Annotated in this window: 10 protein-coding genes; 8 read left to right on the top strand and 2 right to left on the bottom strand. The window is 53.7% G+C overall.

Annotated elements, in window-relative coordinates:
* The first annotated feature begins 162 nt into the window (after positions 1-162).
* The 4 genes from ubiD to ABIE10_RS22525 all read left to right on the top strand — a co-directional run bounded on the left by ubiD (position 163) and on the right by ABIE10_RS22525 (position 4,534).
* Positions 163-1,656 (top strand): 4-hydroxy-3-polyprenylbenzoate decarboxylase, encoded by a 1,494-nt coding sequence (gene ubiD / locus ABIE10_RS22540; RefSeq protein ID WP_016155145.1) that lies wholly within the window; start codon positions 163-165, stop codon positions 1,654-1,656.
* 40 nt (positions 1,657-1,696) lie between these two features.
* Positions 1,697-2,398 carry an NAD(P)H-flavin reductase gene (gene fre / locus ABIE10_RS22535; protein WP_003828903.1) on the top strand — a complete coding sequence of 234 codons (702 nt, stop codon included), beginning with the start codon at positions 1,697-1,699 and terminating at the stop codon, positions 2,396-2,398.
* Between the two features lie 233 nt (positions 2,399-2,631).
* Positions 2,632-3,546, top strand: a complete 915-nt coding sequence (locus ABIE10_RS22530) for an ROK family protein (protein WP_019078422.1) — start codon at positions 2,632-2,634, stop codon at positions 3,544-3,546.
* 7 nt (positions 3,547-3,553) lie between these two features.
* Complete coding sequence (locus tag ABIE10_RS22525) at positions 3,554-4,534, top strand: LacI family DNA-binding transcriptional regulator (RefSeq protein WP_016155147.1); 981 nt, start codon at positions 3,554-3,556, stop codon at positions 4,532-4,534.
* Between the two features lie 213 nt (positions 4,535-4,747).
* Here the strand turns inward: ABIE10_RS22525 and fadA are convergent, their stop codons facing one another.
* Both fadA and fadB read right to left on the bottom strand, forming a co-directional pair.
* The gene (gene fadA / locus ABIE10_RS22520; protein ID WP_429157122.1) at positions 4,748-5,911 is read right to left on the bottom strand and encodes an acetyl-CoA C-acyltransferase FadA; all 1,164 of its coding nucleotides are present in this window, start codon (positions 5,909-5,911) and stop codon (positions 4,748-4,750) included.
* 9 nt (positions 5,912-5,920) lie between these two features.
* Entirely contained in the window at positions 5,921-8,110 is a 2,190-nt protein-coding gene (gene fadB, locus ABIE10_RS22515) for a fatty acid oxidation complex subunit alpha FadB (RefSeq protein ID WP_115191173.1), read from the bottom strand.
* A 189-nt stretch (positions 8,111-8,299) separates the two neighbouring features.
* Between fadB and pepQ the strand changes: the two genes are divergently transcribed.
* Genes pepQ through hemG form a run of 4 tightly spaced genes read left to right on the top strand, consistent with a single transcriptional unit; the run spans position 8,300 to position 12,292 of the window.
* Positions 8,300-9,631: a Xaa-Pro dipeptidase gene (gene pepQ / locus ABIE10_RS22510; protein ID WP_016155150.1), complete on the top strand. Its 1,332-nt coding sequence runs from the start codon at positions 8,300-8,302 to the stop codon at positions 9,629-9,631.
* Positions 9,631-10,245 carry an IMPACT family protein gene (locus ABIE10_RS22505; RefSeq protein ID WP_047499555.1) on the top strand — a complete coding sequence of 205 codons (615 nt, stop codon included), beginning with the start codon at positions 9,631-9,633 and terminating at the stop codon, positions 10,243-10,245. The genes pepQ and ABIE10_RS22505 overlap by 1 nt, the downstream gene beginning before the upstream one ends.
* Before the next feature lie 38 nt (positions 10,246-10,283).
* Entirely contained in the window at positions 10,284-11,735 is a 1,452-nt protein-coding gene (trkH, locus tag ABIE10_RS22500; protein ID WP_003017848.1) for a Trk system potassium transporter TrkH, read from the top strand.
* Between the two features lie 11 nt (positions 11,736-11,746).
* Positions 11,747-12,292 (top strand): menaquinone-dependent protoporphyrinogen IX dehydrogenase, encoded by a 546-nt coding sequence (gene hemG, locus ABIE10_RS22495; protein WP_016155152.1) that lies wholly within the window; start codon positions 11,747-11,749, stop codon positions 12,290-12,292.
* Positions 12,293-12,590 lie beyond the last annotated feature (298 nt).

Raw genomic sequence — 12,590 nt, 5'->3', positions numbered from 1 at the left:
GCCATGAGTTAAGTTAATTATACCCGCCTCAAAGCAGGCTGAAACCCAACGGGTATATACTCCCAGGGCTTATATGTATCGCCAGAGTTCACGCTAATTTAACAAAAATACAGCATCACAATGATGAACGCCGTATAATGAAGCGCTTACGAAGAGGCCACAATGGACGCCATGAAATATCACGATTTACGCGACTTCCTGACGCTGCTTGAACAGCAGGGCGAGCTCAAACGCATTTCGCTTGAGGTGGATCCCCACCTGGAAATTACTGAAATTGCCGATCGCACCCTACGTGCTGGCGGGCCTGCGTTACTGTTTGAGAATCCTAAAGGCTATTCAATGCCGGTGCTGTGTAACCTGTTTGGCACACCGAAGCGTGTTGCGATGGGGATGGGGCAGGAAGATGTCTCGGCACTACGGGAAGTCGGTAAACTGTTGGCGTTTTTGAAAGAGCCGGAGCCACCGAAAGGATTCCGCGATCTGTTTGATAAGCTGCCGCAGTTTAAGCAGGTGCTGAACATGCCGACTAAGCGGTTGCGCGGTGCGCCTTGTCAGCAAAAAATCTACTCCGGTGATGACGTCGATTTAAACCGTATTCCGATTATGACCTGTTGGCCGGAAGATGCCGCACCGCTGATTACCTGGGGGCTAACCGTAACGCGTGGCCCACATAAAGAGCGGCAGAATCTGGGTATTTATCGCCAGCAGTTGATTGGCAAAAACAAGCTCATTATGCGCTGGCTGTCCCACCGCGGCGGCGCGCTCGATTACCAGGAGTGGTGTGCGGCGCATCCTGGCGAACGCTTCCCGGTTTCGGTGGCGTTGGGGGCAGATCCTGCGACCATTCTGGGGGCCGTGACGCCCGTCCCTGATACATTATCCGAGTACGCATTTGCCGGGCTGTTACGCGGCACCAAGACCGAAGTGGTCAAATGTATTTCCAACGATCTGGAAGTGCCCGCCAGTGCTGAAATCGTGCTGGAAGGGTATATCGAACCGGGTGAGCTGGCCCCGGAAGGACCGTATGGCGATCATACCGGTTACTACAACGAAGTAGATAGCTTTCCGGTCTTTACCGTCACGCACATTACTCAGCGTGAAGAGGCGATTTATCACTCTACTTATACCGGGCGTCCGCCTGATGAGCCCGCAGTGCTTGGCGTGGCGCTGAATGAAGTTTTCGTTCCTATTCTGCAAAAGCAGTTCCCGGAAATCGTCGATTTTTACCTGCCTCCGGAAGGCTGTTCATATCGTCTGGCCGTGGTGACGATGAAAAAACAGTACGCTGGTCATGCCAAACGCGTCATGATGGGTGTTTGGTCGTTTTTGCGCCAGTTTATGTACACCAAATTTGTTATTGTCTGCGATGATGATGTCAATGCACGCGACTGGAATGATGTGATTTGGGCAATTACTACCCGTATGGACCCGGCTCGGGATACGGTACTGGTAGAGAATACGCCAATTGATTACCTGGACTTTGCCTCGCCGGTTTCCGGCCTGGGTTCAAAAATGGGGCTGGATGCCACAAATAAATGGCCGGGCGAAACCCAACGCGAATGGGGACGCCCGATTAAAAAAGATCCTGAAGTAACTGCGCGTATTGACGCAATTTGGGATGAACTGGCCATCTTTAATGACGGCAAAAGCGCCTGAGGCGCGATCGTTTTGCCTATTGATCCGACAGAGAGAGCGCATGACAACCTTAAGCTGTAAAGTGACCTCGGTAGAAGCTATCACTGATACCGTATATCGCGTTCGTTTAGTGCCAGACGCGGCGTTTTCCTTTCGTGCTGGCCAGTATTTAATGGTCGTGATGGACGAAAGGGATAAGCGTCCGTTTTCCATGGCATCCACGCCGGACGAGCAAGGATTCATTGAGCTGCACGTTGGCGCCTCTGAGCTAAATCTTTATGCCATGGCTGTGATGGACCGCATTCTGAAAGACCGGGAAATCAAGGTCGACATTCCGCATGGCGAAGCCTGGCTGCGTGATGAAGACGAGCGCCCGCTGATCCTGATTGCCGGTGGTACAGGGTTCTCTTACGTGCGTTCCATTCTGCTTACTGCGCTGGCGCGTAATCCAAACCGCGATATCACCATTTACTGGGGTGGGCGCGAAGAGAAGCATCTCTACGATCTCTCCGAACTGGAAGCGTTGTCTGTTAATCACCCGAATCTGCGCGTTGAGCCAGTGGTGGAACAGCCAGAAGACGGCTGGCGTGGTCGTACGGGAACCGTGTTAACGGCGGTATTGCAGGATTACGGTACCCTGGCTGAGCACGATATCTACATTGCCGGTCGTTTTGAAATGGCCAAAATCGCGCGCGATCTGTTCTGTAATGAACGCAGTGCGCGTGAAGATCGCCTGTTTGGCGACGCTTTCGCGTTCATTTAAGCGCTGTGCGCCGGAGCCCTTCCGGCGCATCCATCAATCATCTGTCTTCCAACTAGCAGGGCGCAGGCCCGGCGTCATTGCCTCTCTTTCTCATCATAATTATTTTTTAGTAAACATAATATGTCCGTCACTCAAACATAAATTGAGTTTTTGTGACAGCTCTCCATGTGTTTAGTAAACAAAATAGGCAAGCTAAACCGCATCACATTGTGAGATGCAAATGAGGAAAAATCATGAGGCTCGGACTGGATATCGGCGGGACTAAAATCGAAGCGGTGGTGATTGATAACGCGGGTGAAATTGTTTACCGCGAACGATGCGCGACACCAAAGCAGCGTTACGGTGATTTTTTCCAGGCCGTGACGGAGATGATAGCCAGGGCTATGCAGGCCATTAATCAGCCTTTATCGGTTGGCGTCGGGGTGCCAGGTGCGGTGGATAGCGAAGGTTTGATTAAGAATTCCAACATTCTGGTGCTGAATCAGCAGGCCTTTGCGCAAGATCTCGAGCGTGCATTAGGAATGCCAGTGCCCGTTACTAATGATGCCAACTGCTTTACCCTGTCAGAAGCGATGGACGGTAGTGGGCGTGGGCATAGCGTGGTATTTGGCGTGATCCTCGGTACCGGATGCGGCGGTGGTCTATGCATCGAGAACCGGTTGATCTCCGGCCCTAACGCCTGTGCCGGAGAGTGGGGGCATAATGCCTTGCCGCGCTACCACGGATCTCGGGACGGGGCTGAAGTGACATGCTATTGCGGACAGTTGAACTGTATTGAGAGCTTTATTTCGGGGAGTGGCCTGGAGCGCCAGTATATGAATCACACCGCGCAACATATGGGTGTGCCACAAATTATGCAACGGGTAGCATCGGGTGATGCAGACGCCTGTTTGTTATGGGAACGCTATTGCGATCAACTGGCTCGCGCGTTGGCGAGTGTGGTAAATATGCTCGATCCCGATGTTATCGTGCTGGGGGGCGGGGTATCCAATATCGATTTACTGTACTCAGGCTTACAGGCGCGAGTGGCGCAGTACGTGTTTGGTAAACAGTGCCGCACACCGATCGTTCAGGCCCGCCACGGCGACAGCAGCGGCGTACGCGGCGCAGCATGGCTGGGGGCGCAACAAGCCACAGTAAATCCATGAGACTGAAATGACGAAACCTGTACGTATCAGAGACATTGCCGACGCTTGTGGCGTCTCGGTTGGCGCTGTTTCCCGCGCGCTAAAAGGGCAACCGGGGCTGCGTGAAGAGACCCGGCAGCGCATTATTTCAGTGGCGCAGCAGCAGGGTTATGATTTTTCTCGCCTGCGCGCAGACAAAATCAAACGTGTCCTGTTTTTACTGCATCGCCAGCACAATATCAGCCGGGCTTTACCGTTTTACTCTCAGCTGCTGCTGGGGATAGAAGATCTGTGTCGCGAAAAGGGGGTTGCGCTGAGCTTTCTCTCTATAGGTCCAGGCGATGCAGTGAGTGAGCAGGTAATGCTGCACCAGCCTGATGCGCTAATCTGCGCGGGATTTTTTGAACCTGAGTTGCTTGGGCTGCTACAACAGATGAAATTGCCGCTGGTGCTGGTGGATCTCTGGGCGCCAGGACTGCCTTGCGTGAATCCTGACAATACTCTGGGCGGCTATCTGGCTACGCAACATCTGATTGCACAAGGCCGCAGCCGCATTGCTTTTCTTGCCAGTACGCTTGCGCACTACAGCATCCGTCAGCGTGAAAAGGGCTACCGTCAGGCATTGTATGAAGCCCGTTTGCTAATGCCGCCAGAGTACGATGTCGTTGCGCCGCCGCTGCTGGATACCGAGCAATCTCTGGTGGATGCGGTTAATGAGCTACTCAGACTGCCAGAGCCGCCCGATGCCATTTTTGCCTATAACGACGCGGCAGCGATGGTTGTTCAGCAGGTGTGTGCGCAGCAGGGTATACGTATCCCGGAAGATCTTGCGCTGGTGGGGTTTGATGATATCGATGCTGCGGCCTGGTCACATCCGCCGCTGACTACCATTGCGGTTGATAAAAAACAGCTGGGGCGTGAAGCGCTGCGTTTACTGCTGGAAGAAAATCAGGAAGAGAATCTGCTGCTGCCGGTGCAGTTAGTGGTGCGTGGTAGTTCAGGGAAATAAAAAACCCGCCCCTGACAGGCGGGAAGAACGGCAACTAAACTTTCTCTCTTCGCCATTGGCACCATAACTGTGTTGGCTTCGCTCATTCACCCGAATCACTTACTATACGTAAGCTCATCGGGATTCATTCGCTTGCCGCCTTGTTCTGGCACCAATGGCTTTGAGATAACATTTCGTAGGCCGGGCAAGCGAAGCGCCCCCGGCATGCTTTGATTAAACTCGCTCAAATACCGTTGCGATACCCTGACCTAACCCGATACACATCGTCGCCAGACCAAACTGCACGTCTTTGCGTTCCATCAGGTTGAGCAGGGTGGTGCTGATACGCGCCCCAGAACAGCCCAGCGGGTGACCCAAGGCGATCGCCCCGCCGTTGAGGTTGATCTTCTCATCGATCTGCTCCATCAGCCCCAGATCTTTAATACACGGCAGGATCTGAGCGGCAAAGGCTTCGTTCATCTCAAACAAACCGATGTCGCTGGTGGAGAGCCCCGCTTTTTTCAGCGCCAGCTTTGAGGCCGGAACCGGGCCGTAACCCATGATTGACGGATCGCAGCCGACAACAGCCATCGAACGAATACGGGCACGCGGCGTCAGACCCAGTTGACGGGCGCGGCTTTCGCTCATTACCAGCATCGCCGCTGCGCCGTCGGAGAGCGCAGAAGAGGTACCGGCAGTCACCGTTCCGTTCACCGGATCGAACGCCGGGCGCAGGGTGGAGAGCGCTTCAACGGTCGTTTCCGGACGGATAACCTCATCGTAGTTAAACTGCTTCAGCACGCCGTCGGCATCATGACCGCCGGTCGGGATGATTTCGTTTTTAAAAGCGCCAGACTGTGTTGCAGCCCAGGCACGAGCGTGTGAACGTGCGGCGAAAGCGTCCTGCATTTCACGGCTGATGCCGTGCATGCGGGAGAGCATTTCTGCGGTCAGGCCCATCATCCCTGCGGCTTTCGCCACGTTGCGGCTCATACCCGGGTGGAAATCAACGCCGTGGCTCATTGGCACATGGCCCATATGCTCAACGCCGCCAATCAGGCACGCCTGAGCATCACCAGTCATGATCATGCGTGCCGCATCGTGCAGCGCCTGCATGGATGAACCGCACAGGCGATTGACCGTGACGGCCGGAACGGAGTGCGGAACTTCCGCTAGCAGCGCGGCATTACGGGCGATATTGAAACCCTGCTCCAGCGTTTGTTGCACACAGCCCCAGTAAATGTCATCAAGCGCGGTTGGCTCCAGCGCCGGATTACGCGCCAGCAGGCTACGCATTAAATGTGCTGAGATATCTTCTGCCCGCACGTTCCGAAACGCGCCCCCTTTCGAACGGCCCATCGGGGTACGGATCGCATCAACAATTACAACCTGTTCCATTGTGACTCCTTAAGCCGTTTTCAGGCTGCCAACCGGGCGGGCTGGCTCAACCTGGGGATAATACGGTTCGTTATGGCGCGCTTTATCACGCAGACCGACCGGAACTTCATACAGCGGACCAAGGTGCTGATACTGCTGAGCCATATCGAGATACTTCGCGCTGCCGAGCGTATCCAGCCAGCGGAACGCACCGCCATGGAACGGAGGGAAGCCCAGACCGTATACCAGCGCCATATCGGCTTCTGCCGGGCTGGCGATAATGCCTTCTTCCAGGCAACGCACTACTTCGTTGACCATAGGGATCATCATGCGGGCGATAATCTCTTCATCGCTGAAGTCGCGTTTCGGCTGGCTGACCTCTGCCAGCAGATCGTCAACGGTGGCATCTTCTTCTTTCTTCGGCTTGCCCTTGTTGTCTTCTTTATAACGCCAGAATCCGAGACCGTTTTTCTGCCCGAAACGGTTAGCATCAAACAGGGCGTCTATCGCATCGCGATAATCTTTCTGCATACGCTGAGGGAAGCCTGCGGACATCACCGCCTGCGCGTGGTGCGCGGTATCAATACCTACCACGTCCAGCAGATAAGCCGGGCCCATCGGCCAACCAAACTGTTTTTCCATCACTTTGTCGACTTTGCGGAAATCCGCCCCGTCGCGCAGTAACTGACTGAAACCGGCAAAATAGGGGAACAGCACGCGGTTAACGAAGAAACCAGGGCAGTCATTAACCACAATCGGCGTTTTGCCCATCTGGCTTGCCCAGGCGACAACCTTAGCGATGGTTTCATCCGAGCTTTTCTCGCCGCGAATGATCTCAACCAGCGGCATACGGTGCACCGGGTTAAAGAAGTGCATCCCACAGAAGTTTTCCGGACGCTTAAGCGCGCTGGCCAGTTCGTTGATTGGGATGGTGGAAGTATTCGAAGCCAGTACAGTGTCCGGGCGAACCTGATCTTCGGTTTCCGCCAGTACCGCTTTTTTCACTTTTGGGTTTTCTACGACCGCTTCAACTACCACGTCCACGCGCTCGAAACCGCTATAGTCGAGGGTGGGATGAATGGTGGAAATAACGCCCGCCATTTTCAGACCGTCAATTTTGCCGCGCTCAAGCTGTTTGTTCAGTAGCTTGGCCGCTTCGGTCATGCCCAGCGTTAATGATTTGTCGTTGATATCTTTCATGACAACCGGCACGCCTTTCCAGGCCGACTGGTAAGCGATGCCGCCGCCCATAATGCCTGCGCCCAGCACAGCCGCTTGCTTTGGCGCTTCAACATTTTTGGTGAGCTTTTTGGCTTTGGCTTTCACGAACTGATCGTTAAGGAAAATTCCAACCAGTGCGCGGGCTTCATTGGTGTGCGCGAGTGGAACAAAGCTTTTATTTTCCAGATTCAGCGCTTCTTCACGACCAAAACGGGCCGCTGCTTCAATGGTTTTTACCGCGGTAATCGGTGCGGGATAATGCTTACCTGCCGTCTGCGCCACCATACCTTTGGCGATGGTAAAGCTCATTGCTGCTTCAATTTTGCTGAGTTTCAACGGCTCCAGCTTCGGCTGACGTTTGGCTTTCCAGTCGAGGTCGCCGTTAATCGCCTGATGTAATACCGCGATCGCGCCATCAAGCAGTTTGTCTTGCTTCACTACGCCATCGACCAGACCGATTTTTAGCGCCTGCTCAGCACCCACATCTTTACCCGCAGCAATAATTTCCAGCGCGCTGTCCGCACCCAGCATACGTGGCATACGCACGGAGCCGCCAAAGCCTGGCATAATGCCCAGCTTGGTTTCTGGCAGGCCGATGCGCAGGTCCGGCGTAGCCAGACGATAATCGGTCGCCAGGACACACTCACAGCCGCCGCCCAGCGCATAGCCGTTAACCGCTGAGAGAGTCGGAACAGGCAGATCTTCCAGGCGATTAAACACGCTGTTGGCAAAATGCAGCCACTGGCTCAACTGCTCTTCAGGCACGAGGAACAGTGAAAGGAATTCGGTGATGTCGGCACCAACAATAAAGGCTGCTTTGTTAGAACGCAGCAGCAGCCCTTTTAAATTCGGTTGTTTTTCCAGCACGTCAAGCGCATGGCCCAGGCTGGCAACGGTGGCCGTGTCGAGTTTATTGACTGAGCCTGGGGCATCGAACACCAGTTCGGCGATGCCATCTTCCAGCCAGTCGAGGTACAGGGTGTCGCCTTTGTAAAGCATGTCAGTCTCCTGAATCCGCAAGGTGATCTGGTCATACCAGATGAATCGAAGTGTGTGTTTTATGTTAATAAAATGCAAATGAATGATTAAAGAAATGACGATTTGATCACGCTCGGCAGAAATCACGCACTCACAAAACGATGTGCTAAGATGCGGACACTTGAGGTCAAAAAAACAGAAGGATAGAAAATGGAATCACTGGCCGCACTCTATAAAAATCATATCGTTACCCTACAAGAACGGACGCGCGACGCGCTGGAGCGCTTCAAGCTGGATGCGTTACTTATTCACTCAGGAGAACTTGTTAACGTCTTTCTCGACGATCATCCCTACCCGTTTAAGGTCAATCCGCAATTCAAAGCCTGGGTGCCTGTAACGCAGGTTCCTAACTGCTGGTTGCTGGTGGATGGCGTGAATAAGCCGAAATTGTGGTTCTACCTGCCGGTCGATTACTGGCACAACGTTGAGCCGCTGCCGACCTCCTTCTGGACGGAAGAAATTGAGATCATCGCGCTGCCAAAAGCTGATGGTATCGGTAGCCAGCTGCCTGCTGCTCGCGGCAATATCGGTTACATCGGTCCGGTTCCGGAACGCGCGCTGCAGCTGGACATCGCGGCCAGCAATATCAACCCGAAAGGGGTTATCGACTACCTGCATTATTATCGTGCTTACAAAACAGATTACGAACTGGCCTGTATGCGCGAAGCACAGAAAATGGCGGTGAATGGACACCGTGCCGCGGAAGAAGCGTTCCGTTCCGGGATGAGCGAGTTTGACATCAACCTCGCTTACCTGACTGCTACCGGTCATCGCGACACCGACGTGCCGTACAGCAACATCGTGGCGCTTAACGAGCATGCTTCGGTTCTGCATTACACCAGACTGGATCATCAGGCTCCGTCTGAAATCCGCAGTTTCCTGCTGGACGCCGGTGCGGAATACAACGGCTATGCAGCAGACCTGACGCGTACGTGGTCGGCGAAAAGCGACAACGACTATGCGCATCTGGTGAAGGATGTGAATGACGAGCAACTGGCGCTGATTGCCACTATGAAAGCGGGTACCAGCTACGTGGATTATCACATTCAGTTCCATCAGCGCATCGCGAAGCTGCTGCGTAAGCATCAAATCATCACCGATATGAGTGAAGAGGCGATGGTGGAAAACGATCTTACCGGGCCGTTTATGCCGCATGGCATTGGTCACCCGCTGGGCCTGCAGGTACACGATGTCGCTGGCTTTATGCAGGATGACAGCGGTACGCATCTGGCCGCGCCGTCGAAGTATCCTTACCTGCGTTGCACCCGCGTGCTGCAACCGGGCATGGTCCTGACCATCGAACCGGGCATCTACTTCATTGAATCGCTGTTGGCGCCGTGGCGTGAAGGGCAGTTCAGCAAACACTTCAACTGGCAGAAAATTGAAGCCCTGAAACCGTTCGGCGGTATTCGTATTGAAGATAACGTGGTGGTCCACGAGAACAATATCGAAAACATGACACGGGATTTAAAACTGGCGTAATGGACAGTTGGCTAATCCCTGCGGCGCCGGTAAGCGTCGTTGAAGAGATCAAAAAAAGCCGCTTCATTACGCTGCTCGCCCATACGGACGGCGTAGAAGCGGCGAAAGCGTTTGTTGAGTCAGTCAAAATGGAACACCCGGACGCCCGCCACCATTGTGTGGCGTGGGTGGCGGGCGCGCCCAATGACTCGCAGCAGCTGGGATTTTCAGACGATGGCGAACCGGCTGGTACGGCAGGCAAACCGATGCTCGCGCAGCTGATGGGGAGTGGCATCGGTGAGATTACCGCGGTGGTGGTGCGCTACTACGGCGGTATCCTTCTGGGTACGGGTGGGCTAGTGAAAGCCTACGGTGGCGGCGTGAATCAGGCGTTGCGTCAGTTAACGACGCAGCGCAAGACGCCATTAACCGAATATACTTTGCAGTGTGAGTACGGTCAGCTGGCAGGCATTGAAGCTTTGCTGGGGCAGTTTGACGGTAAAGTTGTTGCCAGTGATTACCAGGCTTTTGTTCGGCTCAGGGTGGCGCTTCCTTATGCCAAAGTGGATGAATTTTCGGCAAAACTGGCGGATTTTAGTCGGGGTTCATTGCAATTGTTAGCGATTGAAGAATAATCCCCACCTCATTTTAAAGAACTAAGGAAGCGGCAGAGATGCATTTTCGCGCCATCACCCGAATCGTTGGACTACTGGTCATCTTATTCTCGGGGACAATGATTATCCCCGGACTGGTAGCGCTCATCTACCGCGATGGGGCAGGGCGTGCGTTTACTCAAACTTTCTTCGTTGCTCTGGCGATCGGCTCCATGCTGTGGTGGCCAAACCGTAAAGAGAAGGGCGAGCTGAAATCGCGCGAAGGGTTTCTGATTGTCGTTTTGTTCTGGACCGTGCTGGGTAGCGTGGGTGCGCTACCGTTCATCTTTGCGGAAAGCCCTAACCTCACGATAACTGACGCTTTTTTTGAATCCTTCTCCGGATTAACCACCACGGGGGCGACAACGCTGGTGGGGCTGGATTCATTGCCACACGCTATCCTCTTTTATCGACAGATGCTGCAATGGTTCGGCGGGATGGGGATCATCGTGCTGGCGGTGGCTATTCTGCCTATTCTTGGCGTCGGCGGGATGCAGCTCTACCGGGCAGAAATGCCGGGCCCGCTGAAAGATAACAAAATGCGTCCGCGTATTGCCGAAACGGCGAAAACGCTGTGGCTTATCTATGTATTACTGACGGTGGCGTGTGCGCTGGCGCTATGGTTTGCCGGGATGCCCGCGTTTGACGCTATTGGGCACAGCTTTGCTACGATAGCCATCGGCGGCTTTTCCACACACGATGCCAGCGTGGGGTATTTCGACAGTCCCACGATTAACACCATTATTGCTATCTTCTTGCTGATCTCCGGTTGTAACTATGGTCTGCACTTCTCTTTACTCAGCGGTCGCAGCCTGAAGGTCTACTGGCGCGATCCAGAATTCCGCATGTTCATTGGGGTGCAGCTGACGCTGGTGGCTGTCTGTACGCTGGTGCTGTGGATACACAATACCTACGGTTCGGCACTCACGACCATCAACCAGGCTTTTTTTCAGGTGGTATCAATGGCGACGACCGCCGGATTTACTACGGACAGTATTGCCCGCTGGCCGCTGTTCCTGCCGGTGCTGTTGCTGTGTTCTGCTTTTATTGGCGGCTGTGCCGGGTCGACGGGCGGTGGCTTGAAGGTGATTCGAATCCTGTTGCTGTTTAAGCAGGGTAACCGCGAATTGAAACGACTGGTCCACCCGAATGCGGTTTACAGTATCAAGCTGGGTAACCGTGCTTTGCCGGAGCGAATCCTTGAAGCTGTGTGGGGATTCTTCTCTGCCTATGCGCTGGTCTTTATTATCAGTATGCTGGCGATTATTGCGACCGGTGTTGATGACTTCTCCGCGTTTGCCTCTGTTGTGGCGACGCTGAATAACCTGGGGCCAGGGCTGGGGGTTGTTGCCGACAACTTTGCCAGTATGAACCCCGTGGCGAAGTGGATCCTGATTGCCAATATGCTGTTTGGTCGTCTGGAGGTCTTTACCCTGCTGGTACTCTTTACCCCTACTTTCTGGCGTGAATAATGGAGTAACACGTGAAAACACTGATTCTTTTTTCTTCCCGGGACGGACAAACGCGTGAAATCGCCGAGTATCTGGCTTCTGAACTCAAAGAGCTGGGCGTTTGGGCGGATGTCGTTAATTTGCATCGTACCGCGGAGCCTGACTGGCAAAATTATGACAGCGTGGTGATTGGCGCCTCGATTCGCTATGGTCATTACCATGCAGCTTTTCAGGAGTTTGTGAAAAAGCATGCCACGCGGCTGAACGCGATGCCGAGTGCCTTCTACTCCGTAAACCTGGTTGCCCGTAAACCGGAGAAACGCACGCCGCAAACTAACAGTTATGCGCGTAAGTTCCTGATGAGTTCGCCGTGGCGGCCTGATCGCAGTGCGGTTATTGCTGGCGCTTTGCTGTATCCACGCTATCGCTGGTATGACCGCGTTATGATCCAACTGATAATGAAGATGTCAGGCGGTGAAACAGATACCAATAAAGAAGTGGTGTATACCGATTGGGAACAGGTCGCGGATTTCGCGCGGGAAATCGCCCAATTAACCCACAAAACGTTGTCAAAATAAGCACAAAGAATAAAAAATACGCACTCGGAAGATTATTTTAAATTTCCCCTTGTCAGCCTGAAATAACTCCCTATAATGCGCCTCCACTGACACGGAACAACGGATTACACGCCGCCGGGTCAGCGGGGTTCCACTGAGAATCTCGCAGAGAAAAGCAAAAATAAATGCTTGACTCTGAATGAGGAAAACGTAATATACGGGATCTCGCGACAGAGCGCTAAAGCGCGTCGCAACTGCTCTTTAACAATTTATCAGACAATCTGTGTGGGCACTCGAAGATACGGATTCTTAACGTCGC

Source organism: Citrobacter sp. 506, from assembly GCF_050434985.1.
Lineage (GTDB): Bacteria > Pseudomonadota > Gammaproteobacteria > Enterobacterales > Enterobacteriaceae > Citrobacter > Citrobacter braakii.
Note: the sequence above shows the minus strand (reverse complement) of the source record. Positions and strands in the feature narration are given on the sequence as shown.